This window comes from Serratia sp. K-E0102 (assembly GCF_029962625.1).
GTDB classification, from domain to species: Bacteria; Pseudomonadota; Gammaproteobacteria; order Enterobacterales; family Enterobacteriaceae; genus Serratia; species Serratia sarumanii.
The window spans coordinates 2,942,366-2,965,085 of the sequence record NZ_CP124754.1 but is presented as its reverse complement, the minus strand read 5'-3'; the positions used below and the strand labels follow the sequence as shown (position 1 = coordinate 2,965,085).

Sequence of the window (22,720 nt, the reverse complement as noted above, 5' to 3'; positions counted from 1 at the left end):
TTTTAGTGAGTGAAAAAATATTTTTTGTGACGCTGCTCCGCTATTGAATGCTCGGAGAAATCTTAGCTGTCGCAGATGACATGACGGGGGCGTCACCCTAAACCGCCGTTGAAAAAGCCGCTTTGTCCCCCAGAAAAATCCTGATACAGTAATTCCTTCTTTCATTACTAAGGAGTGAAGGGCCTCAGCCCTCCCTATGGACTGTCACCGAAGTTACTGTTTTTCCAGGTTTCATCCGCCACCTGCTGGCATTGCATATGCTGTTCGGCCCTTCGGCCATCTCCCGGTAACCCCATTCCGTCACTTTGCTAGTGTCGACTGCGCCCACGCAGCGGCGGCATCGTCACGTCTGCGCGGCGTGCGCGCATTCCCACTTTTCGCTGGAGTCTGATATGGAATTTTTAATGGACCCCTCTATTTGGGCGGGGTTGCTGACGTTGGTGGTGCTGGAAATTGTGCTGGGCATCGACAACCTGGTGTTCATCGCCATTTTGGCCGACAAGCTGCCGCCGAAGCAGCGCGACAAGGCGCGCATTATCGGCCTGTCGCTGGCATTGCTGATGCGTTTGGGCCTGCTGTCGGTGATCTCCTGGATGGTAACCCTGACCACGCCGCTGTTCAGCGTCGGCGATTTCAGCTTCTCCGGCCGCGATTTGATCCTGCTGTTCGGCGGGGTGTTCCTGCTGTTCAAGGCCACCATGGAGCTGCATGAACGACTGGAAGGGCAGACGCATCAAGACGGCGCTAACCGCGGTTACGCCAAGTTCTGGGCGGTGGTGGTGCAAATCGTGATCCTCGACGCGGTATTTTCGCTCGACGCGGTGATTACCGCCGTGGGCATGGTGAACGATCTGCCGGTGATGATGGCGGCGGTGGTGATCGCGATGGCGGTGATGCTGTTGGCGTCGAAGCCGTTGACCAACTTCGTCAACGCGCACCCGACCATCGTGGTGCTGTGCCTGAGCTTCCTGTTGATGATCGGCCTGAGCCTGATCGCCGAAGGCTTCGGTTTGCACATTCCTAAAGGCTACCTGTATGCCGCTATCGGCTTCTCGATCCTGATTGAATTGTTCAACCAGATCGCGCGCCGCAACTTTATCAAGCATCAAGCGCGTCGCCCGATGCGCGAGCGCACCGCGGAAGCGATCATGCGCCTGATGGGGCAGCAGCGTGCGCAGCAGACGGACGATGCAGTCACCTTGCCGAGGGATGAAACCTTTGCGGCGGAAGAGCGCTATATGATCAGCGGCGTGTTGACGCTGGCCTCGCGTTCATTGCGCAGCGTGATGACGCCGCGCACCGACATTTCCTGGGTCGACTGCGAGCGCTCCCGCGAGGAGGTGCGCGCACAGCTGCTGGATACGCCACACAGCCTGTTCCCGGTGTGCCGCGATTCGGTGGATGAGATCGTCGGCGTGGTACGCGCCAAGGATCTGCTGGTGGCGCTGGAGCAAGGGGAAGATATCGCCGAGTTCGCCGCCCGCACGCCGCCGATCGTGGTGCCGGAAACCATGGACGTCATCAAGCTGCTGGCGGTGCTGCGCCGCGCCAAAGGGCGTCTGGTGGTGGTCACCAATGAGTTCGGCGTGGTGCAGGGGCTGGTGACGCCGCTGGACGTGCTGGAAGCGATTGCCGGTGAATTCCCGGACGAGGACGAAACGCCGGACATCGTGGCGGAAGGCGACGGCTGGCAGGTGAAGGGCGGAACCGATCTGCACTCGCTGGAACAGGCGCTGGCCTGCGATGACCTGGTCAGCCCCACCGCCGACTATGCCACCCTGGCGGGGCTGTTGCTGGCCCATTACGGGCAGATGCCGGTGGCGGGAGATAGCATTGAGCTGAACCACCTGCGGTTCGATATCGTTGAGGTGTCCGAATACCGTATCGAACTGGTGCGCGTTACCCGCGTCGTCCTGGACGAGACGGCGCACGCGTAACCCTCACGCCGGGGGCTCAGGCCTCCGGCGGATCCTCTTCCGCTTTCCTGATGCGCGATTCGTACTGCTGCAACCACAGCGGGAAAACGTGGATCGGCATCGGCTTGGCGAAATAATATCCCTGCAGGGCATTGACCTCGCGTGAGCGCAGATAGTCGGCCTGTTCCTCCGTTTCCACCCCCTCTGCCACCAGTTTCAGCTTCAGGCGCTGCGCCAGCGTAATGATGGTGTCGGTCACCGTGGCGTTGACCGCGTCGGTGCCGATGGCGGCGGTAAACCCGCGATCGATCTTCAAGACGTCCGGGCTGAGGTTCTTCAGGTAGCTCAGCGAGCTGTGGCCGGTACCGAAATCGTCGATGGCCAGCATGATCCCCATGTCTTTCAGCGTGCGGATCTGGTCATACTGAATTGCCGACAGCGCGGTGCGTTCGGTCAGCTCCAGCATCAATGAGGGCATCGGGTGCGCCGGCAGCCAAATCTGGCGAATATCGTCGATGATGTTGAGCGTTTTAAAATGCTCGGCGGCGACGTTGATGCTGATGTAGAACGACGGCCGGGGCGGGAACAGCTGCAGATTTTCCGTCACGGTGCTCATCAGGTAGCGGGTGAGTGGAATGATCAGCTCATGCTGCTCGGCCAGCGGAATAAACACGTCGGGCGAGATCCACCCTTGTCGTTTCTTTTTCCAACGCAGCAGCATCTCGACGCCGGCGCAGCGCCCGGTATCGCTGTGGATGATCGGCTGGCAGTAGACGCGGAACTCGCGATGGGTGATGGCATGGCCGATGTGATAAGACAGGCTCATGCGGTTGGCGGTGAGCAGATAGACCACATAGGCGGCCAACAGGCTGATCAGCAGCGCCAGCGGAATATGGCGCGGCAGGGCGGAAAGCGCCAGCATGCCGATCTGCGGGCCGAACAGCGAAATCGAGAACGGATACAGCGCAGAGCCGGCGGTGTAGCGCAGATCGTTGGTCAGGGTATCGCGGCTCAGGATTTCGCGGCGGCCGTATTCCAGGCTGCTGTCGGCCACGTTCAGCACCACGCGCTGAACGTAAGGCTCCTGCGGCTCGAGTAAAAAGTTGGACAGCAGCTCGATATTGAATACGTGCAGCACGCCGCTGGTTTTATCGCGGGGCGATGGCGTCCACAGCACCAGCGTGGGCAGACCTTTGCTCACCGCCAGCGAGGGGCGCAGCGCCAGCCTGGCGTCGCTGTTGACGAAGGAGGGCATCACCGCGGCCAGCTGATAATGACGGGCGCCAAACAGGCTGGAGCAATAAATAATGCCGTTCTTCACCAGCAACATGGCGCGCAGCGCCTGATTTTGCGCGGCGCGAAAGCGCAGGGTAGATGACACGTTCTCGCAGGACTGGTTCAGCATGTCCATGCTGCGTTCCGCCTGCAGCTGCGCCGGCGTCAGCAACTGGTTGAGCTTGCCGACGGTGCGGGTGGCCAACGTGTGTTGGCTCAACTCGATGCTTTTGACCTCTTGATAGTAACGGGTATACAGCGATACCAACAGAATAGCCGCGCCCACCGCTCCGGCCAGCAGCCAACGGTAGTAACGATATCGGGACGCGGCGAGGTGGGTCATCAACATCCGGTAAATCCTTGTTCGGTAATCCAGCTCCGAGTCACAGTCAGGCGATTGATCCTTAAGTTGTGCTCGGCTAATTCTAGCCTGAGGTTATACAAGATTGATGGTAACTCAGTAAATTATTTCAGTTTGGTAAAACAGAAGGCCAATTTGCAGGCTAACCGCCGGATCGATGAGAAAAATGCAGGATTTTTTCTGGTGACATTGTCACTAAAACGTTCAATGAATTGATTACCCATAAAAAACCCCGCCGGGCGGCGGGGTTATCTGTCAGTCGCATTGCACCTTGATTGCCAGTCCGCCGCGTGACGTTTCGCGGTACTTGGCGTTCATGTCTTTGCCGGTTTCGTACATGGTCTCGATCACCTTATCCAGCGAAACGCGCGGCTCGCTGGTGCGGCGCAGGGCCATGCGGGCGGCGTTGATCGCCTTGACCGAGGCGATGGCGTTGCGCTCGATGCACGGCACCTGCACCTGGCCGGCGACCGGGTCACAGGTCAGACCCAGGTTGTGTTCCATGCCGATCTCCGCCGCCACGCACACCTGTTCAGGGCTGCCGCCCAGCAGTTCGGCCAGGCCGGCCGCCGCCATGGAGCAGGCTACGCCGACTTCACCCTGGCAGCCGACTTCGGCGCCGGAAATGGAGGCGTTCATCTTGTACAACGCGCCGATGGCGCCCGCCGCCATAAAGTAGCGGATGTAGATATCCGGGCTGACGGACTCGATGAAGTGATCGTAGTAAGCCAGTACCGCAGGCACGATGCCGCAGGCGCCGTTGGTCGGCGCGGTAACCACGCGGCCGCCGGCGGCGTTTTCTTCGTTAACCGCCAGCGCGAACATGTTGACCCAGTCGATCACGTTCATCGGATCGCTGGACAGTTTGTCCGACGCCACCAGCATGCGGCGCAGCGCGGAGGCACGGCGCGGCACGCGCAGCGGCCCCGGCAGCACGCCTTCGGTGTTCAGACCGCGATCGATACAGGCGCGCATGGTTTGCCAGACGTTGCCGAAGTAGGTCTCGATCTCTTGCTTGCTGTGCAGCGCCAGTTCGTTCTGCATCACCATGCCGGACAGCGACAGCCCGGTCTCGCGGCAGTGATCGAGCATTTCGCGCGCGGAGTTGAACGGATAGGGCATTTGCAGCTCTTGCTCGGCGTCCTTACCGAAGTTCTCCTCGTCGACGATGAAACCGCCGCCGATAGAGTAATAGGTCTTGCTGTACACTTCTTTATCGTCGGCGAAGGCGTGGATCTGCATGCCGTTTTCATGCAGCGGCAGGTTGTCGCTGCGGAAGACCATGCCGCCGTCGCGCGGGAAATCGACTTCATGCAGGCCGTTGGCCAGCATCAGGCGTTGACGTTGTTCTACATCGCGAATAAAACCCGGAATGCTATCGATATCGACGGTGTCCGGCATGTTGCCGGCCAGGCCGAGAATGATGGCGATATCGGTATGGTGACCTTTACCGGTCAATGAGAGTGAGCCGTAAACGTCTACGGCAACACGCGTGATAGAAGGCATCAGGCCTTTATTTACCAGATCGTCGACAAACTGTTTGCCGGCTTTCATCGGTCCAACCGTATGAGAGCTGGACGGGCCGATGCCGATCTTAAACATGTCGAAAACGCTAATCACGCTAAAACTCCTTAAAGAGACGTATTGTTATGGCTGCAGCGGTTAAAAACCGCGCAGGGAACAGCGATATTGTAAAAGGGCCGTGCGGGTTCGGCTGCCTTTTTCGCATGAAATTAAATAATCCGTGGTGTCGCTTTTTTTACTGATTACCCGGGGCGAACCCTTAAGCGGGGTATCCGCTTTCGCCCAAGCTCCATTAACGGTAATCGCGCCAGCCTTCCGTGCTGAACGCCGCCGGCTTAATCCCTGTTTCTACAGTGGTTTATCTCGGACGGTGGTATTTTACAGGTATTTCGTAAGGTTTAAGAGAGGGTTTACAGTTTTTTTAAAACCATTCAACCGGAACGGTAGTTGAAAAAGCGATCAAATGAAGTGATTTCGATCGCTTTACCTGCAGCTGACGCCGACGGCCATGCCAGATTGCGAGTCAGATCACGCAATGCGGGCTAAATACTGACCTGCTGCGCCAGGCGGCGAATGATGGCGGCGGTCAGCCCCCAGATAAACTGGCTGTGATACCAAGAGAGATAAATGCGGTGCGTGCGGCCGGCACGATGAATATCCAGCGGGTAGTAACGCGACAGGGTCAGCGCTTCCCGCAGGGGCATCTCGAACACGTCCGCCACTTCACCCTCGTTGGCGCGAAACTGCACGTCCGGCGGGATCAGGCCGACGATAGGCGTGACCTGAAATCCGGTGCTGCTGTCGAGCGGCGCCATTTGGCCGAGGACGGTCACCGCGTGCGGCGGTATCGCCACTTCTTCCTGAGCTTCCCGCAGCGCCGTGACGATCGCCGATCCGTCTTCGGCGTCGGTCTTGCCGCCGGGGAAGGCCACCTGGCCGGCATGTTTGCGCAGCGAGTCGGCGCGGCGGGTCAACAGCAGCGTCGGCTCGGCGCGGCAGACGATCGGGATAAGCACCGCCGCCGGGCGCACATTGTGCGATATCTGCGCCGCCTGCGGCAGCTGCAGCTGAAAACGGCTGATAAAGGCGTGCAGCGAGGCCGGTGAGTTCGATGGGATCACGACGGGGCATACTCCCCAAGCTGCGGCAGAATACGGCCAACCTTGTCGAAGGTCTCCTGGTATTCCGCCTGCTCCTGGCTGTCCGCCACGATGCCGCCGCCGGCGGAGCAGTGGATGCGGCCGTTTTCGGTGACGAGCGTGCGGATGGTGATGTTGGTGTCCATGGCGCCGCAGGCGCTCAGGTAACCGATGCTGCCGCAATAGGCGTTGCGCCGCTGCGGCTCCAGCTCTTCGATGATTTCCATCGCGCGCACCTTGGGCGCGCCGGTGATCGAACCGCCGGGGAAGCAGGCGCGCAGCAGCTCGGTGGCCGAGGCCTGCTCCGGCAGGGTGGCGGTAATGGTGCTCACCAGGTGGTGCACGGCGGGGAACGGCTCCACGACGAACAGTTCCGGCACCCGTACGCTGCCGGGCTGGGCGACGCGGCCGATATCGTTGCGCAGCAGATCGACGATCATCAGATTTTCAGCGCGATCCTTGGGCGAATCGGCCAATCGGCGCGCCTGTGCGGCGTCCTGTTCCGCGTCCGCCAGCCGCGGCAGCGTACCCTTGATCGGGCGGGTTTGGATGCGCTGCTGCGCCAGCCACAGGAAGCGCTCGGGAGAGACGCTCAGCACGCTGTTGTGCGGCAGCCGCAGGAAAGCGGAAAACGGCGCGCGGTTGCAGGCGCTCAGTCGGCAAAACGCCTGCCATTCATCCCCCTGATAGTCGGCGGAGAACCGCTGCGCCAGATTAATCTGGTAACAGTCGCCGCTGCGCAGGTAGTGTTGAATACGTTGGAACTTCTCGCCGTATTGCCGGCGGCTCATATTGGCACGCCAGCCGCTTAGCAGCGTGAAGGGGCGCTCCGTCGGCGCGGTTTGGCTAGTAAGCCAGCGCCAGCGCTGCTCCACATCGCCATAGCTGAGCAGCGTCAGGGTTTGCAATTGGTGGTCGGCGATCAATGCCCAGTCATAAATGCCCACCGCCATGTCCGGCAGAGCGAGGTCGGCTTCAGCCAACTGCGGCAAGGTTTCCACCCGGCGCCCGAGATCGTAGCCGAACAGCCCCAGGGCGCCGCCCTGAAACGGCAGATCCGGGTTAAACGCCGGCTGCCAGCCTTGCGCCGCCAGCTGCTGGTGCAGCAGGGAGAACGGATCCTCCTGAGACTCAATGGTGACGCCGTCACTTTCGATTGTCGTGCAGGCGCCCTGGGTGGTGAGCGTAACGCGCGGCTGTGCGACCAGGATATCGAAGCGGTTATGCGAATGGTCGGCGAAGCCAGAATGCAGCAGCATCGCCCAGGGCTGTGCTGAAAGCGGGGCGAAAAGCGTCATCAGGGCACTGCGGCTGTAGGGCAACGATTTTATGTTTGGGGCGGTTACGCTCATGAACGTCAATAAACCTGGCTGTGAGGGCGGCGATATCTGGCGGCTAGTGTGCCATAGACGGTCACGTCATGCATGTTTTGCCATGCGCGGCATGCAGCACAGTTCACATAAACGGCAGTTCAATAAACCTGAAATAAGGCATTTTTTGCGCCATTGATTATACTTCGATATGTTAAAAATTTAACGTCAAATGCACTGGAAGCCTATTTTCCGCGGGCGCAAGGCCCGAAAAATATAAAAAAAGATTCGTTAATTTCATAAATTTATTATTTCTGCTTGTTATTAGATGCGGAGCGGCGTGGTTTTGCCTGATTTTAGCCAGCGTCGCCGCCCTTTGGAATTAATGGGTTAATTACTTAGCGCTTTCTGGCGCTGGTTTGAATAAAGAAAAGCAGGTTCGGTTCCATTAGCCGCTGCGGGAATTTGCAGGCGTCACGCTATTTCAGCGTGCGCTGAACCCTATGCGTCTTTTAGAAAAGTAAAATTATTATTTTGTTACATTATCCTTGAAGAGCTGCCTATGTCGTTAATGCTGAGCGTGATCGTCCCGATGCACAATGCGGGGGAATTATTGGAGCCTTTCCTGGCCTCGCTGCTGGCCCAGCGTGAGCAGCGGTTGGAGGTGATCATCGTTAACGATGGTTCCACCGACGGTTCGGGGGAGATCGCACACCGTTACGCGGCGGCGCATCCGCATATTCGTGTGATCGATCAAGCCAATACCGGTGTTTCTAACGCGCGCAATGCCGGGCTCGCCGTTGCCCGAGGCAAATATGTGGCGTTTCCCGATGCCGACGATGTGCTGGCGCCGGACATGTATTCCACGCTGCTGGAACAGGCGGAACAACACCAATTAGACGTGATGCAATGCAATGGCGAACGCTATTTCACCAGCCAGGATGAATTGCAGCTGATTTTTCCCGAGGCGCGTTTGCGCACCACCGACGTTATCACCGGCGTACAGTGGTTTGAACGTGCGCTGAAATCGCGAAAGTTTATTCACGTTGTATGGCTGGCAATATATCGCCTCGACTTTATTCGCCAGCATCGGCTTTATTTCGAGCCGGGATTGCATCACCAGGATATTCCCTGGACAACGGAAGTCATGTTTAATGCCAAACGGGTCAAATATTTAAGCACGCCGCTGTACCGTCAACGGGTGCACGACAAATCGATCAGCAACCGCCGTCGCACCGGTCAGGCGAACGTGGATTATCAACGCCACTATATGAAAATCGTCGAGATGCTGGAGCGGCTCAACCGGCGCTATGCCGGCACTGTCGCCATTCGTCCGGCTTTCCATTGGCAAATCACCCGCGAAGCGCTGGGTATTTGCCACAGCATTCGTCGTGAGCCGGATCCGGCTGCCCAGAGTCAGATCACCGAAGAGTTCTATCAGCGCGGCATCGACAGAGCGATGTTCGCCAATGCGCGCGGCCTGAAACAGGGGTGGCATGTCATGCTGTGGCGGCATCGGCTGAAGCAGTGGCGCAGCGATAACGGCTGCTCGCAACCGGCCTGAGCCACAAGACGTTGGGATCCGCCGCGTTAGCGCGTATACTCCTTCTCCCTTTTGCCGGAGAAAACGACACATGCATGCAGGTATGCCATTACTGAGTCACGCGGAGCAGCAGGAAGCGGCGGATCGCATCCATCAACTGATGGAGCAGGGCATGAGCAGCGGTGAAGCCATTGCTCGCGTTGCGCAGGAAATTCGCGAGAAGCATCAGGGCACTCAGGTTGCGGTACTGTTCGATGACGATGATGAAGACGAGCAGCATGAAACCGCCCCGGAGGCGTCGCGGAATGACGATGCTGAAGAAGACGAAGACTATTGACGTTATCGGGGCCGCGCAAGCGGCCCCGTGAGTATCAGCCGTTGACCGCTACGGCGGCGGCGGCTTGTTTCGCTTGCTCCACCGCCTGTTCCGTCGTGTCCGCCGTCGCCAGCGCCACGCCCAGTCGACGCTGCCCGGCGATCTCCGGTTTGCCAAACAGGCGCAGCTGGCTGTGCCCGCGCAGCGCGTGTTCCAGGCCGCTGAAGCGCACATCGCTGCTGGTCAGCTGCAGCAGGATCACCGCCGAAGCGGAAGGGCCGAACTGGCGGATGGCGCCAATCGGCAACCCGAGAAATGCGCGAACGTGCAGGGCGAACTCGGACAGATCCTGTGAGATCAACGTGACCATGCCGGTATCGTGCGGTCGCGGAGACACCTCGCTGAAGATCACGTCGTCACCACAGACGAACAGCTCCACGCCGAACAGGCCGAAACCGCCCAGGGCCTTCACCACCTTCTCCGCGATAGCCTGAGCGCGGCTCAACGCCGCAGCTGACATGCGCTGCGGCTGCCAGGATTCGCGATAGTCCCCATCCTCCTGACGATGGCCGATCGGCGCGCAGAAATGTACGCCGTCCACGGCGCTGATGGTCAACAAGGTAATTTCAAAATCAAATCTTACCAGCCCTTCGACGATCACCCGGCCGCCGCCGGCGCGGCCGCCCTGTTGGGCGTAATCCCAGGCGCTTTGCAGCTGTTCAGGCGTGCGGATCAGGCTTTGTCCTTTGCCGGAAGAACTCATCACCGGTTTGACGATGCACGGGTAGCCGATGTGCTCGACCGCCTGCCGGAAAGTCGCCTCGCTGTCGGCAAAGCGGTAGCTGGAGGTGGGCAGGCCAAGCTCTTCCGCCGCCAGACGGCGGATGCCTTCACGGTTCATGGTCAGGCGCGTGGCTTCGGCGCAGGGCACCACGCGGTGGCCCTGGCGTTCAAGCTCGACCAGCATGGCGGTGGCGATCGCTTCGATTTCGGGAACGATATAGTCCGGCCGCTCTTGTTCGATAACGGCTTTCAGCGCGTCACCGTCCAGCATATTAATGACGTGGCTGCGGTGCGCCACGTGCATGGCGGGGGCGTCGGGATAGCGATCGACGGCGATCACTTCCAGGCCGAGGCGCTGGCATTCAATGGCGACTTCTTTACCCAGCTCCCCGGAGCCGAGCAACATAACGCGGGTGGCGGAAGGGCGCAGGGCGGTTCCAATCGTTAACATAGTTTCGTACCTGGATCGGTGAAAGTAAGCGGATTGATGATCGGCGGGCAGTATATACGAAAACGATTGCGTGCGCAGCCGCTGCGCCAAGTTTGTTGCTAACTTGCTGTTTTTATAACAAGCAGAAATATTTGCCCTGCATGGGCGATTATGCGTTAATAACCGACGACGAAAGAAGGCCCACATATCGCATGGTTTTCGCGTCTCGTGCCGTCAAGGCAGGTTTATCAAGTAAAGGAAACACAAATGAGCAAGATCACTGGTCACGTTAAATGGTTCAACGAAAGCAAAGGTTTCGGCTTCATCACGCCTGCCGACGGTTCTAAAGACGTTTTCGTTCATTTTTCCGCTATCGTTAGCGATGGTTTCAAGACCCTGGCTGAAGGCCAGCAGGTTGAGTTCTCCATCCAGGACAGCCAACGTGGCCCAGCCGCAGCCAACGTCGTCGCCATTTAACGACGGAGCCGCCAAGAAACCCGCCGCCGGCGGGTTTTTTTATGCCCGCTGCCCGTAACGCCGCCCATCTCTGTTATCATTTGCCGCTGATTCGGCGCCAACCTGCGGGCGCGCCGCCATTCCATTCGTCATATAAGAGTTATCGCCGTGAGCACAGTTTCTTTTTCTTCCCTGCCGCTGCCAGCCGAACAGTTGGCCAACCTCAACGAACTGGGGTACGCCAAAATGACGCCGGTGCAGGCCGCCGCGTTGCCCGCCATTCTGCAAGGGCGGGACGTGCGCGCCAAGGCGAAAACCGGCAGCGGCAAAACGGCGGCGTTCGGCATTGGTCTGCTGAATAATATCGTCGTCGCTCAGGTCGCCACGCAGGCGCTGGTGCTCTGTCCCACCCGTGAATTGGCCGATCAGGTGAGCAAAGAGCTGCGTCGCCTGGCGCGTTTCACGCAAAACATCAAAATCCTGACGCTGTGCGGTGGCCAACCGATGGGGCCGCAGCTCGATTCGCTGGTGCACGCGCCGCACATCGTGGTGGGGACGCCGGGGCGCATTCAGGAGCACCTGCGCAAGAAAACGCTGCTGCTGGACGAACTGAAGGTGCTGGTGCTGGATGAGGCCGACCGCATGCTGGACATGGGCTTCGCCGACGATATCGACGATGTGATCAGCTACACGCCGCCGCAGCGTCAGACGCTGCTGTTTTCCGCCACCTATCCGGCGGGTATCGAACGCATCAGCGAACGCGTTCAGCGCCAGCCGCTGAGCGTCGAAGTGGGCGATGACGAAGCGCAGACCGCCATCGAACAACGTTTCTATGAGACCACGCGCGATCAGCGCCCGGCGCTGCTGGTGTCGGCCATTCGTTATCATCAACCCGCGTCCTGCGTGGTGTTCTGCAATACCAAACGCGATTGTCAGACGGTGCTTGAGGCCCTGGAGGCCCGCGGCATCAGCGCATTGGCTCTGCATGGCGATCTGGAGCAGCGCGATCGCGACCAGGTGTTGGTGCGCTTCGCCAACCGCAGTTGCCGGGTGCTAGTGGCGACCGACGTCGCCGCTCGCGGGCTGGACATCAAAGAGCTGGAGCTGGTGGTTAACTACGAACTGGCGTTCGATCCCGAAGTGCACGTGCACCGTATTGGCCGTACCGGCCGTGCCGGCATGAGTGGGCTGGCGATCAGCCTGTGCACGCCGCAGGAAATGGCGCGGGCGCATGCGATTGAAGACTACCTGCAGATGACCGTCGATTGGGCGCCGGTGTCCGAGCTGAGCGGGGCGGCCAACGGCTCGCTGGAGGCGGAGATGGTAACGCTGTGCATCGACGGCGGCCGCAAGGCGAAGATCCGCCCCGGCGATATCCTCGGCGCGCTGACCGGCGATGCCGGGCTGACGGCGGCGGAAGTGGGCAAGATCGACATGTTCCCGGTGCATGCCTACGTCGCGATCCGTAAAGCCAGCGCACGCAAGGCGCTGCAACAGCTGCAACAGGGCAAAATCAAAGGCAAGAGCTGCAAGGTGCGGCTGCTGAAATAAGCCGAAGGCGGGCGGCGGTTTGCCTTCCCGCCGCTATCTATTTATACTGTGTATATTTACAGGTATTTGAGCATTTGAGGACGCACGCATGGCGGTTGAAGTTAAATATGTGGTGGTGAGAAACGGTGAGGAAAAAATGACTTTCGCGAGCAAGAAAGAAGCCGACGCCTACGACAAAATGCTGGATTTGGCGGATAACCTCGGAGAGTGGTTGCAACAGGCGCCGCTGAAGCTGGACGACGAACAGCGCGAAGGGCTGAGCTTCTTCCTGGCGGAGAATAAGGATGCGCTGGGGCTGATCCTGCGCGGCGCATCACCGGCGGAAACCGGCAAAAAACCGACGGAAGCGAAAGCGAAAAAAACGGTCTCTAACTCAAAAGAGGGATCTGCGTCAGAAAAGCAAGCGGCATAATGGCTTATGTTGCGGTGTTGTGATGAAAAAGGATCTAAAATGAGCCGTGAAATAACTTTCTTCAGCCGCTTTGAGCAAGACATTCTGGCGGGGCGCAAAACCATCACCATTCGGGATGCCAGTGAGTCGCACTTCGAACCGGGCGAGGTATTGCGCGTAAGCCGCAATGAAGACGGCGTATTTTTCTGCTTTATCGAAGTGCTGTCGGTAACGCCGGTGCGCCTGGATGCGCTGACCGAACGCCATGCACAGCAGGAGAACATGTCGCTCGGCGAACTGAAGCAGGTGATCAAGGAAATCTATCCGGGCCTGGATGCGCTGTTTGTCATCGAGTTCGTCAAACGGTAACCCTTTGCCGAAACCCTGTTGTGAGCCAGGGATGGGCGCCCGGATAGCGCTAATCACAACGGGAGGACACATGAAAAAAACGGCTTTGGCTATCGCCTTGTTGGCCATGATGGGAGCATCGACTGCGGTGTGGGCGCAGGTTCAAGAGCAACGCAGCGCCAAGGTGGGGCAGTGTGCGGGGCTGCAGCCGGCGGATATCGCCGCCCAGGTCAAGCGCGACTTCTTGCAGAACCGCATCACGCGCTGGGAGGCGGACAAAAAACTGCTGGGCACCGCTACCCCGATCGCCTGGATCAGCCCGGATGCCATCACCGGCAAGGATCAGGTGTGGCAGGTGCCGCTGACGGTGCGCGGCACCAAAGCGGATAAAACCTACAACGTGACGCTCAACTGCAACACCGGCGAGATCGCCTACAGCGCGCCGCAGTAATCGTTTTCCGCAATAAAAAGCCCGCCTGGCGGCGGGCTTGATGCATCAAGAGGCGGTCAGTCGCTAAACGGGATCACCAACTCACCCGGTTTCACTTCCAATCCCTTCGCCAGTTTTTTCGCCAGCGCTTCGGTTTTGCTGTTGTCAGGATTCAGCACATAAGCCGGCTTTTGGTCGAAGTAAGACTTCAGCGACTGATTCAGATATGGCGTCAGCGCTTTCATCACCGTCTGCATTTTTTCCGGCTGCACGCTGTAATCGGTCAGTTCCATGTCTTTCAGGTAAATGGCGCCCTGTGCACGGTCGTAAACCGGCTGCGCTTTCAGCGTCAGCTTCAGATCCGCCGCCTGCGGGCCGAGAATCGACGTGATATTGACCTTGGCATCGCCGGAAAGGGTGACCTTGCCCGGCTCGCTGCGGCCAATCTGGCTTTGCAGCTGCGTCAGTACGATGTTGGCGTCCACCAGGCCGGGCACGCCGATCTGCTTCTGATAATCGTTGTGTTTCTGCAGGTAATCATTCACTTCCTGCTCGCTCAGGGTGTACTGGGTCAGTTGATTGCAACCGGCCAATACGCCGGCGAACAGCAGGGCGGCTGCGCCCATCAGGATCTTCTTCATTCATGCCTCATTGCGACTGCTGGCGAAAAGTGCTGCAGATAATTGATTAATCATTATAAACGTTCCGCCTGCGCCTGAAAACGGCAGGCGGCGATGTGCAGGGGATAGTGCGCGCAAAAGTGGGCGACACCTATCGGATAACGCCGAAAGCGTCAACGTCGCAATCGCAGCGCCAAGAGCGCCACGCCGGCCAGGCAGGCCGCGCCCCCCAACAGCGGGAACAGGGGAATGCCCCACAGCCGCAGCGAAGAATGCATCAGATAAGGCGCCAGGCCCAGGGCAAAAGCGGCGGTGACGATAGCGATGGCCAGGGTGACGGCGGCGCGCTCCAGCGCTTTGCTCAACTGACCGAGGTTCCTGACGTTGATATCGGCATTGAGCTGCCCGCGTTTCAGACGGCGCACCATCAGCCGCAGGGTTTGCGGCAGTTCTTCTCCGGCGTCGAGCGCTTCCCCGCCCAGAGCCAACAGCCGCTGGCGCACGGCGTCCGGGGCATAGCGTTGCAGCACCGTTTGTTGCAGCATCGGTTTGAGCGTGGCGACGATGTCGAAGGCCGGATCCAATCGGTGCAGCACGCCGTCGGCGGTGATTAACGCCTTGAACAGCAGCACCAGATCGGGCGGCAGCGCCAGTTGGTGCTCACGCGCCATCACCAGCAGGTCGGTCAGGGCCTTGCCCAAGGTCAGAGTGGCGGCGGCCTGTTTGTCGAGAAAGTTTTGCGCCGCCAGCTCCAGATCCATCAGATCCAGCGGTTCGCTGTCCGACCAGGCGATCAGCGTGTTGACGATGCCTTCGGACTGACGATCGGCGATGGCCTGCAGCAGCAGGAGCAACTGGTTGCGCCGCCGCTCGGACAGCTGGCCCACCATGCCGAAGTCGATAAAGCCGACGCGGTCACCGCTCAGCGCCATGACGTTGCCGGGGTGAGGGTCGGCGTGATACAGCCGATGCTCCAGTACCATGCTCATAAAGGCGCGGGCGCCGCGTTGCGCCAGCAGCGGGCCGTCAAAGCCCGCCGCCGCCAGCTGCTGAGGGTTTTCCGGCGCGGTGCCGGGCAGGTATTCCTGCACTAACAGGCGCGGAGAAGACCATTGCCAATAGATTTTGGGCACGACGACGTCAGGTTGATGGGCGAACATCCCGGCGACGCGGTCGCAGTTATGCCCTTCGTGGGTCAAATCCAGTTCATGATTGAGCGCCGTCGCCAGCGCTCTGACCATCTGCCGCGGCCGATAGCGCGCCAGCGCGGGGCTCTGCTGCTCTACGGTTTCCGCCAGCGAGGCCAGCAGCCGCAAATCGGCGTGGATGGTTTTCGCCAGACCGGGCCGCAGCACTTTCACCACCACCTGTTCGCCGCTGTGCAGGCGTGCGCGGTAGATTTGCGCCATCGACGCCGCCGCCAGCGGCGTGCGATCGAATTCGGCGAACAGCCGCTCGGGTTCGCCGCCCAGGTCGGCAACGATCTGTGGCGCCAGCGTTTCCCATGGCAACACTGCCGCCCGGCTGTGCAGGCGATCCAGTTCGTCGGTCCAGGCCGGATCCAGCAGGTCGGAGCGCGTGGCCAGGATCTGGCCGAATTTGACGAAGGTAGGCCCCAGCGCCTCGAGCGCTTCGCGCAGCCGCTCAGGCAGGGTTTGGGCGTCCTGTTGGGCGGATCCAGCGCGGGCGCCGCGCAGCAAAGCCCCCAGGCCCAGCAGACGCAGAACGTCTTGCAGACCATAACGGATCAGAACGGAGGTTATTTCCTTCAGCCGCGCCCGATCGCGAGCGGTGGCGAGCACCATTTTCAGCATCAGTACGCCATATCCTTTTGGTTGCTCAAACGTTATTGTTCCATATCCAGCAGCAACGGCACCTCGCTGCGCTGCGCCATGCGGTTGCGGTAGGCTTCCACGTTATCCGGCAGCGCAACCCCGGCGACGATCGACAATGAGCGCAGCAGCGGGAACAGGTGAATATCGTCCTCGGACAGTTCGCCGTTCACCGCGTCGGCGGAGACGATCAGCGGCGACAGCGCTTGCAGATCGGCTTCCAACTGGGCGATCAGATCGGCGCTATTGGCGAGATGCTCGGCGAAATCCCCGATTGACGCCTGCTTTTTATCGATAAAGTAACGGCGGGCGCTGTCGGTGGCAAACTCTTCGAAATCGGCATGCGCAATTCGCGGCAACAACAATTTCGCGCTGTAACCGCCCACCCGCTGCAGCCACTCGGCGATGGCCGGGTTGGTGCGGCCGGTCAGTACCGGCTTGCCGTCCAGAGCATCGACATAGCGCACGATATCCAGGCTTTCCGGCATCGCTTCACCGTTGTCTTTGACCAGGATAGGCACCATTTTTTGGCCGATCAGGTTAAACGGAGTCGTTTCATCGTCGTTGAGCAACGTGACCAGGCGAATCGGCAGACGTTTCAGGCCGAAAATCATGCGGGCTTTCACGCAGAATGGGCAATGATCGTAAATAAACAGTTTCATGCTTGCTCCGGGTTGTCAGGTTTTAACAGCAATAGTTACCACAGCTTATCGAGGCTGTCTTGACGTGCGTGTGTTGGATGGTGCGTTATTGCGAAATTGCCCGCGCATCGGCGCGGGCCAGGGGGCGTTATTTCTTGGCCGGTACTGAGTTGAGCACATCGATCAGGTGAATGCGAGCTTCATCCAGATCGATTCGGTCACGTTCGTTGGCGGCGGTGACGACCTGCAGCTGTTTGATAATATCGTTTTTCAGGCCGGCGTCGCTGGCGAGGATATGGGCCAGCGCCTTCTCCACCAGGGTGGCGCGCGCATAAATCATGCGCAAGTTCAGTATCATATGTTCGAGTAGTTGCGGTAATTTTGCTTCTTCACTCATGCCGACGGGCTCCTGTGGGTGTTTTTACTAACAGGATAGCAGCTGTTGCCGATTCGGCCGGATTTCTATGGCGTCAACCGCCGCGCAGCATCATCGACGCACTGCGCCGCGGGCTGAACTGCCAGTACAGCGCCAGCAGCGTAGCGAAGCCTACTGCACCAAGCAGCAACCAGGGCAGCTCCGGCATGTTCATCGTCCGGCCGGTATCGTACATCCAGCCGCCGCCGGTATAACCCAACGCGCCGCCCAGCGCCAGGCCGAGGCGGCTGAAGCCCATATAGCTGCCGCGCGCACGCGGATCGGCCAGCGAAGCGCTCAGCGTTTCGCGCGCCGGTTCGGCGATGATCGATCCCAGATAGAAGCAGCAGATCAGCGTGAATACACCCTGCAAGCTGGTGGCGAGACCGATCGGCAGCAGGCTGAGTGTCATCAGCAACAGGCCCGCCATCAGGCGCTGCTCTAGCCGGAAGTGTTTTTCTCCCCAACGCGCCAGCGGATAGAGCAGCGATAGCGACAGCGCCGCTTCAATCGCATACATCCATTTCACTGCCCCCGGTGAACCGGCGATTTCGTTGACCACGATCGGCATCATCAGCATCACCTGCACCGCCAGCATGTAATAACCGGTCAGCGTCAGGACATAGGTGAGGAAGCGGCGATCGCGCACGACCCGCAATATGCCTTCCTTCATCGGTATGCGCACGGTAGAGATGCGGTAAGCCGGCAGTAGCCAGGCGTTCCAGCCGGCGGCCAGCACGAAGATCGCCGCCCCAACCCAGCAGACAAAGTGGAAATCGTACTGCAGCAGCCAACTGCCGATCAGCGCGCCGACCACCGCACCGGCGCTGTCCTGCATCATCAGCAGCGAGAAAAAACGGCCGCGTTCGTGCGGACGGGTCAGCTTGATCACCAAAGCGGTGCGCGGCGGATCGAATAACGTGCCACCGAGGGCGGAAAGCGCACAGGAGAACCACAGGATCCAGGGGGCATCGGCCATCGCCATGGTGGCGAAACCGGCGGCGCGCAGCAACATGCCGGTGACGATCATCGGCTTGGCGCCGAAGCGATCGGCGATGGCGCCGCCAAAGATGCCGAGCCCTTGTTGCAACAGCTGCCGCAAACCCAGCGCGATGCCGACGATCAGCGCCGCCCATCCTAATTGATCGACAAAGCGGATCGAAATAAGCGGAAAAACGACAAAGAAGCCTAAAACCACCAGCAGATTATCGAGCAACAGAAAATATTTACCCAAGCTGCGTGCTTGCGACACCAGAGACATGCTTCACCATGAGCAATTAAAGAAAGAGGGGGGAACAACGCTTCCATTCTCTACCCAATTCCCCTACGGCGACAGGGGGCGTGTAGATAATATTTTTTTATCGTCAAGGTGTTACCTGTGCTGCAAAATGGGCGGAAAAACGCCGTAAAACGCGTATTCGGCGATTTACTGAGCGACCGGGATTTTACCTCGGGGGCGGGCTACGGTTATATTGAATGCGGGGAAGTGCGGTTCTGAGGCGCTATTGGCAAAATAAAGTCATGGCATCAGGTCGGCGCCGGAGAATTATCCACGCGGCTTCCCAATAAATACTTCTTATCGAACCGTTTTGACTGCGGGGGAAATGATGTTCGGCTATCGCTCTGCATCGCCAAAAGTACGTCTTACAACCGACCGGATGGTGGTCCGTTTAGTGAATGAACGGGATGCCTACCGTCTGGCGGATTATTATGCCGAGAACCGAGCCTTTCTCAAACCCTGGGAGCCGGTGCGCGACGAAAGCCACTGTTATCCTTCCGGCTGGCAGGCGCGTCTGGGCATGATCACCGAAATGCAAAAGCAGGGCAGCGCCTACTATTTTATCCTGCTCGATCCAGAAGAGCAGGAAGTGCGCGGCGTGGCGAACTTCAGCAACGTGCTGCGCGGTTCGTTTCATGCCTGTTTCCTCGGCTATTCGCTGGGGGAAAAGTGGCAGGGGCAAGGGCTGATGTTCGAAGCCTTGCAGTCCGCCATCCGCTATATGCTGCGCCAACAGCGCATGCACCGCATCATGGCCAACTATATGCCACACAACCAGCGCAGCGGCGCATTGCTGACGCGTCTGGGATTCGAACGCGAAGGTTACGCCAAGGATTACCTGCTGATCGACGGCCAGTGGCAAGACCACGTTTTGACGGCATACACCAATAAAGAGTGGCTACCCCCACGTTGAGGCCAAACGATGAAATATGAATTGAACGCCAGAGAGGCTCGGGTTATCGGCTGCCTGTTGGAAAAACAGGTCACGACACCGGATCAATACCCGCTTTCGCTGAATGCCATTACGCTGGCATGCAACCAAAAAACCAACCGCGAACCGGTGATGGACCTGAGCGAAAGCGAAGTGCAGCAACTGCTCGATCTGTTGCTGCGCAAACATTTCCTGCGCACCCTCAGCGGGTTCGGCAATCGGGTGGTGAAGTACGAACAGCGGTTTTGCAACTCCGAGTTCGGCCAGCTGAAACTCTCGCCTGCCGAACTGGCGGTGATCGCCACCTTGCTGTTGCGCGGCGCGCAAACGCCGGGCGAGTTGCGCACCCGCACCAATCGGATGCACGAGTTCAGCGATGTCAGCGAGGTCGAACAGGTGCTGCAGCAACTGGCCACGCGCGAAGATGGCCCGTTCGTGGTGCGCCTGGCGCGTGAGCCGGGCAAGCGCGAAAGCCGGTTCATGCATCTGTTCAGCGGCCCGATTGATGAAGCGCCGCCGGCGGCGTTCGACGCTGAGGACGACGGCGAACTGAGCGCCAGAGTCAGCGCATTGGAAAGCGAAGTGGCGGAGCTGAAACGGCAGTTGCAACAGCTGTTGGCGAGGGATGCGAATGACTAAATTGCGTGTAGGCGTGGTGGGGTTGGGCAGTATCGCGCAGAAGGCGTATCTGCCAATCCTTGGCCAGGCGGCGGATTGGACGCTGGTGGGCGGTTTTTCGCCCAATCAGCAAAAAGCCCAGCCGCTGTGCGACAGCTACCGTATGGCCTGTTTCTCCCGTCTGGACAGCCTGGCCGAACAGTGCGATGCGGTCTTTGTTCACAGCAGCACCGCCAGCCATTTTTCGGTGATAGGCGAGCTGCTGAACCGCGGCGTGCACGTTTACGTCGATAAACCGCTGGCGGAGACGCTGGAGCAGGGCGAGCAACTGCTTGAGCAGGCCGAGCGGCGAGGCAAAACGCTGATGGTGGGGTTCAACCGCCGTTTCGCGCCGCTTTACCGGCAGCTCAAACAGCAAATGAACCAGCCGGCCTCCATTCGCATGGATAAACATCGGGCGGACAGCGTCGGCCCGCACGATCTGCGTTTTACCCTGTTGGATGATTACCTGCACGTGGTGGACACTGCGCTGTGGCTGGCGGGCGGGCGGGAGCAACTGCTGAGCGGCAGCCTGCGCGCCAACGCCGCCGGTGAAATGCTGTACGCCGAGCATCACTTCGCCTGCGGCGACACGCAGGTGACGACCAGTATGCATCGCCGCGGCGGCAGCCAGCGCGAAAGCGTGCAGGCGGTGACCGACGGCGCGCTGTATCAGTTGACCGATATGCGCCACTGGCTGCGTGAAGATGCGCAGGGCGAGTTGGAGCAGCCGGTGCCGGGCTGGCAAAGCACGCTGGTGCAACGCGGCTTCGACGGTGCGGTGCGGCATTTCCTTGATGCCGTCGCCAACCAGAGCGCGCCGGAAACCGGCGGCGAACAGGCGCTGGCCGCCCAGCGGGTGGTCGAGCGTTTGCTGCGGGATAACTCTATGTAACATATGGCGGTAGCTATTCTTTTCCGGATGCGTAAACTGAGCCGATTGTTTCACTGACGCCTGCTGTTGCAGGCGTTGATATTTACGGTACCTATCAGACAACCACATGAACCTACTCAAATCCTTGGCTGCCGTCAGCTCGATGACGATGTTTTCGCGGGTGTTGGGCTTTGCCCGCGATGCGATCGTCGCGCGCGTGTTCGGGGCTGGCATGGCAACGGACGCCTTTTTCGTGGCGTTCAAACTCCCGAATCTGTTACGCCGTATCTTTGCCGAAGGGGCGTTTTCGCAGGCCTTCGTGCCGATCCTGGCCGAATACAAGAGCCAGCAGGGTGAAGAGGCGACGCGCACTTTTATTGCCTACGTCTCCGGGCTGCTGACGCTGGTGCTGGCGGTGGTGACGGTGCTGGGGATGCTGGCCGCGCCCTGGGTTATTTACATTACTGCGCCGGGCTTTACCGATACGCCCGACAAGTTTGCCCTGACGTCGGCGCTGCTGCGCATCACCTTCCCCTATATTTTGTTGATCTCACTGGCGTCGCTGGTGGGGGCGATCCTCAATACCTGGAACCGCTTCTCGATCCCGGCTTTTGCGCCAACGCTGCTTAACGTCAGCATGATCGGTTTCGCGCTGTTCGCCGCTCCGTATTTCAACCCGCCGGTGCTGGCGCTGGCCTGGGCGGTGGTGGTGGGCGGCGTGCTGCAGCTGGGGTATCAGCTGCCGCATCTGCGCAAGATAGGCATGCTGGTGCTGCCGCGCCTCAAGCTGGGCGATGCCGGGGTCTGGCGAGTGATGCGCCAGATGGGGCCGGCGATCCTCGGGGTGTCGGTCAGCCAAATCTCGCTGATCATCAACACCATTTTCGCTTCGTTCCTGGTGTCCGGCTCGGTGTCCTGGATGTACTACGCCGACCGCCTGATGGAGTTTCCCTCCGGCGTGCTGGGCGTGGCGCTGGGCACCATCCTGCTGCCGTCGCTGGCCAAAAGCTTCTCGAGCGGCAACCACGACGAGTATTCGCGCCTGATGGATTGGGGGCTGCGTCTGTGCTTCCTGCTGGCGTTGCCGAGCGCCATCGCGCTCGGCATTTTGGCCAAGCCATTGACCGTTTCGCTGTTCCAGTACGGCAAGTTCAGCGCCTTTGACGCGGCGATGACGCAACGCGCGCTGGTGGCTTACTCGGTTGGGCTGATGGGGCTGATCGTGGTTAAAGTGCTGGCGCCGGGCTTCTATTCGCGGCAGGACATTAAAACGCCGGTCAAGATCGCCATCATCACGCTGATTATGACGCAGGTGATGAACCTGGCGTTTATTGGCCCGCTGAAGCATGCCGGCCTGGCGCTGTCGATCGGTTTGGCGGCCTGCCTGAACGCCTCGCTGCTGTATTGGCAACTGCGCAAGCAGAAGATTTTCCAGCCGCAGCCGGGTTGGGCGCTGTTCCTTACCAAGCTGGTGATCGCCGTGCTGGTGATGTCGGCGGTGCTGATTGGCGTGATGTGGCTGATGCCGGCCTGGGATCAGGGCAATATGCTGGAACGTTTGCTGCGTTTGGCTGCGGTGGTGGTGGCCGGTGTGGTGGCCTACTTTGGCGTGCTGGTAGGGTTGGGCTTCCGCCCGCGCGACTTTGCGCGCCGCGCCGCCTGAGCCGAAAGCAAGAACAAAAAAAGGTCGCCCAGGCG

General features: G+C 59.6%; 22 protein-coding genes. 12 read left to right on the top strand and 10 right to left on the bottom strand.

Annotation, left to right across the window (positions count from 1 at the left end):
* The first annotated feature begins 392 nt into the window (after nt 1–392).
* The gene (locus SSARUM2_RS14190) at nt 393–1,937 is read left to right on the top strand and encodes a TerC family protein (protein WP_060438570.1); all 1,545 of its coding nucleotides are present in this window, start codon (nt 393–395) and stop codon (nt 1,935–1,937) included.
* A 16-nt stretch (nt 1,938–1,953) separates the two neighbouring features.
* On the opposite strand, the gene SSARUM2_RS14185 is transcribed toward SSARUM2_RS14190, so the two are convergent.
* From SSARUM2_RS14185 to pabB, 4 genes are all read right to left on the bottom strand, one after another.
* On the bottom strand, nt 1,954–3,540 hold the full coding sequence (locus tag SSARUM2_RS14185) for an EAL domain-containing protein (RefSeq protein WP_060452586.1): 1,587 nt from the start codon (nt 3,538–3,540) through the stop codon (nt 1,954–1,956).
* 267 nt (nt 3,541–3,807) lie between these two features.
* Nucleotides 3,808–5,172 carry an L-serine ammonia-lyase gene (gene sdaA / locus SSARUM2_RS14180; RefSeq protein WP_047571586.1) on the bottom strand — a complete coding sequence of 455 codons (1,365 nt, stop codon included), beginning with the start codon at nt 5,170–5,172 and terminating at the stop codon, nt 3,808–3,810.
* Between the two features lie 446 nt (nt 5,173–5,618).
* Nucleotides 5,619–6,197: a CoA pyrophosphatase gene (locus SSARUM2_RS14175; RefSeq protein WP_033654422.1), complete on the bottom strand. Its 579-nt coding sequence runs from the start codon at nt 6,195–6,197 to the stop codon at nt 5,619–5,621.
* Nucleotides 6,194–7,567 (bottom strand): aminodeoxychorismate synthase component 1, encoded by a 1,374-nt coding sequence (gene pabB, locus SSARUM2_RS14170; RefSeq protein ID WP_060452681.1) that lies wholly within the window; start codon nt 7,565–7,567, stop codon nt 6,194–6,196. The genes SSARUM2_RS14175 and pabB overlap by 4 nt, the downstream gene beginning before the upstream one ends.
* Before the next feature lie 520 nt (nt 7,568–8,087).
* Between pabB and SSARUM2_RS14165 the strand changes: the two genes are divergently transcribed.
* Both SSARUM2_RS14165 and SSARUM2_RS14160 read left to right on the top strand, forming a co-directional pair.
* Nucleotides 8,088–9,089 (top strand): glycosyltransferase, encoded by a 1,002-nt coding sequence (locus tag SSARUM2_RS14165; RefSeq protein WP_060452587.1) that lies wholly within the window; start codon nt 8,088–8,090, stop codon nt 9,087–9,089.
* A gap of 70 nt (nt 9,090–9,159) precedes the next feature.
* Complete coding sequence (locus SSARUM2_RS14160; protein WP_060452588.1) at nt 9,160–9,405, top strand: YoaH family protein; 246 nt, start codon at nt 9,160–9,162, stop codon at nt 9,403–9,405.
* Nucleotides 9,406–9,439: 34 nt separating this feature from the next.
* Here the strand turns inward: SSARUM2_RS14160 and purT are convergent, their stop codons facing one another.
* Complete coding sequence (gene purT / locus SSARUM2_RS14155) at nt 9,440–10,618, bottom strand: formate-dependent phosphoribosylglycinamide formyltransferase (protein WP_120150971.1); 1,179 nt, start codon at nt 10,616–10,618, stop codon at nt 9,440–9,442.
* A gap of 246 nt (nt 10,619–10,864) precedes the next feature.
* On the opposite strand from purT, the gene cspC reads away from it, so the two are divergent.
* The 5 genes from cspC to yebF all read left to right on the top strand — a co-directional run bounded on the left by cspC (nt 10,865) and on the right by yebF (nt 13,794).
* On the top strand, nt 10,865–11,074 hold the full coding sequence (cspC, locus tag SSARUM2_RS14150; RefSeq protein WP_004927572.1) for a cold shock-like protein CspC: 210 nt from the start codon (nt 10,865–10,867) through the stop codon (nt 11,072–11,074).
* Nucleotides 11,075–11,221: 147 nt separating this feature from the next.
* Nucleotides 11,222–12,604 (top strand): ATP-dependent RNA helicase DbpA, encoded by a 1,383-nt coding sequence (dbpA, locus tag SSARUM2_RS14145; RefSeq protein ID WP_060421399.1) that lies wholly within the window; start codon nt 11,222–11,224, stop codon nt 12,602–12,604.
* 88 nt (nt 12,605–12,692) lie between these two features.
* A complete protein-coding gene (locus tag SSARUM2_RS14140; RefSeq protein ID WP_033654419.1) occupies nt 12,693–13,016 on the top strand; it encodes a YebG family protein in 324 nt (107 codons plus the stop codon).
* A 39-nt stretch (nt 13,017–13,055) separates the two neighbouring features.
* On the top strand, nt 13,056–13,364 hold the full coding sequence (gene yqfB / locus SSARUM2_RS14135) for a N(4)-acetylcytidine aminohydrolase (protein WP_004927562.1): 309 nt from the start codon (nt 13,056–13,058) through the stop codon (nt 13,362–13,364).
* 70 nt (nt 13,365–13,434) lie between these two features.
* Nucleotides 13,435–13,794 carry a protein YebF gene (yebF, locus tag SSARUM2_RS14130; protein ID WP_041035491.1) on the top strand — a complete coding sequence of 120 codons (360 nt, stop codon included), beginning with the start codon at nt 13,435–13,437 and terminating at the stop codon, nt 13,792–13,794.
* A gap of 56 nt (nt 13,795–13,850) precedes the next feature.
* Here yebF and SSARUM2_RS14125 read toward each other — a convergent pair whose 3' ends face one another.
* From SSARUM2_RS14125 to mdtH, 5 genes are all read right to left on the bottom strand, one after another.
* On the bottom strand, nt 13,851–14,414 hold the full coding sequence (locus SSARUM2_RS14125) for a lipoprotein (RefSeq protein WP_004927555.1): 564 nt from the start codon (nt 14,412–14,414) through the stop codon (nt 13,851–13,853).
* 152 nt (nt 14,415–14,566) lie between these two features.
* Complete coding sequence (locus SSARUM2_RS14120; RefSeq protein WP_049232807.1) at nt 14,567–16,207, bottom strand: AarF/UbiB family protein; 1,641 nt, start codon at nt 16,205–16,207, stop codon at nt 14,567–14,569.
* Between the two features lie 32 nt (nt 16,208–16,239).
* Nucleotides 16,240–16,887: a glutaredoxin 2 gene (grxB, locus tag SSARUM2_RS14115; RefSeq protein ID WP_047571591.1), complete on the bottom strand. Its 648-nt coding sequence runs from the start codon at nt 16,885–16,887 to the stop codon at nt 16,240–16,242.
* Nucleotides 16,888–17,014: 127 nt separating this feature from the next.
* Nucleotides 17,015–17,263 (bottom strand): hypothetical protein, encoded by a 249-nt coding sequence (locus SSARUM2_RS14110; protein ID WP_033634870.1) that lies wholly within the window; start codon nt 17,261–17,263, stop codon nt 17,015–17,017.
* Between the two features lie 73 nt (nt 17,264–17,336).
* Entirely contained in the window at nt 17,337–18,542 is a 1,206-nt protein-coding gene (gene mdtH, locus SSARUM2_RS14105) for a multidrug efflux MFS transporter MdtH (protein WP_049232803.1), read from the bottom strand.
* Between the two features lie 346 nt (nt 18,543–18,888).
* Between mdtH and rimJ the strand changes: the two genes are divergently transcribed.
* From rimJ to murJ, 4 genes are all read left to right on the top strand, one after another.
* On the top strand, nt 18,889–19,473 hold the full coding sequence (rimJ, locus tag SSARUM2_RS14100) for a ribosomal protein S5-alanine N-acetyltransferase (protein WP_033638511.1): 585 nt from the start codon (nt 18,889–18,891) through the stop codon (nt 19,471–19,473).
* Between the two features lie 9 nt (nt 19,474–19,482).
* Entirely contained in the window at nt 19,483–20,130 is a 648-nt protein-coding gene (locus SSARUM2_RS14095) for a YceH family protein (RefSeq protein WP_049232802.1), read from the top strand.
* The gene (locus tag SSARUM2_RS14090; protein WP_041035483.1) at nt 20,123–21,043 is read left to right on the top strand and encodes a Gfo/Idh/MocA family oxidoreductase; all 921 of its coding nucleotides are present in this window, start codon (nt 20,123–20,125) and stop codon (nt 21,041–21,043) included. The genes SSARUM2_RS14095 and SSARUM2_RS14090 overlap by 8 nt, the downstream gene beginning before the upstream one ends.
* 106 nt (nt 21,044–21,149) lie before the next feature.
* Complete coding sequence (gene murJ, locus SSARUM2_RS14085; protein WP_033654412.1) at nt 21,150–22,685, top strand: murein biosynthesis integral membrane protein MurJ; 1,536 nt, start codon at nt 21,150–21,152, stop codon at nt 22,683–22,685.
* The last annotated feature ends 35 nt before the right edge of the window (nt 22,686–22,720 follow it).

Excerpts from the sequence above, each read along its gene's own strand:
- rimJ (WP_033638511.1), top strand. The coding sequence starts at position 18,889 with ATGTTCGGCTATCGCTCTGCATCGCCAAAAGTACGTCTTACAACCGAC.
- SSARUM2_RS14165 (WP_060452587.1), top strand. The coding sequence starts at position 8,088 with ATGTCGTTAATGCTGAGCGTGATCGTCCCGATGCACAATGCGGGGGAA.
- purT (WP_120150971.1), bottom strand. The coding sequence starts at position 10,618 with ATGTTAACGATTGGAACCGCCCTGCGCCCTTCCGCCACCCGCGTTATG.
- pabB (WP_060452681.1), bottom strand. The coding sequence starts at position 7,567 with ATGAGCGTAACCGCCCCAAACATAAAATCGTTGCCCTACAGCCGCAGT.
- SSARUM2_RS14190 (WP_060438570.1), top strand. The coding sequence starts at position 393 with ATGGAATTTTTAATGGACCCCTCTATTTGGGCGGGGTTGCTGACGTTG.
- mdtH (WP_049232803.1), bottom strand. The coding sequence starts at position 18,542 with ATGTCTCTGGTGTCGCAAGCACGCAGCTTGGGTAAATATTTTCTGTTG.
- SSARUM2_RS14110 (WP_033634870.1), bottom strand. The coding sequence starts at position 17,263 with ATGAGTGAAGAAGCAAAATTACCGCAACTACTCGAACATATGATACTG.
- yqfB (WP_004927562.1), top strand. The coding sequence starts at position 13,056 with ATGAGCCGTGAAATAACTTTCTTCAGCCGCTTTGAGCAAGACATTCTG.
- SSARUM2_RS14125 (WP_004927555.1), bottom strand. The coding sequence starts at position 14,414 with ATGAAGAAGATCCTGATGGGCGCAGCCGCCCTGCTGTTCGCCGGCGTA.
- murJ (WP_033654412.1), top strand. The coding sequence starts at position 21,150 with ATGAACCTACTCAAATCCTTGGCTGCCGTCAGCTCGATGACGATGTTT.
- cspC (WP_004927572.1), top strand. The coding sequence starts at position 10,865 with ATGAGCAAGATCACTGGTCACGTTAAATGGTTCAACGAAAGCAAAGGT.
- SSARUM2_RS14160 (WP_060452588.1), top strand. The coding sequence starts at position 9,160 with ATGCATGCAGGTATGCCATTACTGAGTCACGCGGAGCAGCAGGAAGCG.
- yebF (WP_041035491.1), top strand. The coding sequence starts at position 13,435 with ATGAAAAAAACGGCTTTGGCTATCGCCTTGTTGGCCATGATGGGAGCA.
- SSARUM2_RS14095 (WP_049232802.1), top strand. The coding sequence starts at position 19,483 with ATGAAATATGAATTGAACGCCAGAGAGGCTCGGGTTATCGGCTGCCTG.
- SSARUM2_RS14090 (WP_041035483.1), top strand. The coding sequence starts at position 20,123 with ATGACTAAATTGCGTGTAGGCGTGGTGGGGTTGGGCAGTATCGCGCAG.
- grxB (WP_047571591.1), bottom strand. The coding sequence starts at position 16,887 with ATGAAACTGTTTATTTACGATCATTGCCCATTCTGCGTGAAAGCCCGC.
- SSARUM2_RS14120 (WP_049232807.1), bottom strand. The coding sequence starts at position 16,207 with ATGCTGAAAATGGTGCTCGCCACCGCTCGCGATCGGGCGCGGCTGAAG.
- SSARUM2_RS14185 (WP_060452586.1), bottom strand. The coding sequence starts at position 3,540 with ATGTTGATGACCCACCTCGCCGCGTCCCGATATCGTTACTACCGTTGG.
- SSARUM2_RS14140 (WP_033654419.1), top strand. The coding sequence starts at position 12,693 with ATGGCGGTTGAAGTTAAATATGTGGTGGTGAGAAACGGTGAGGAAAAA.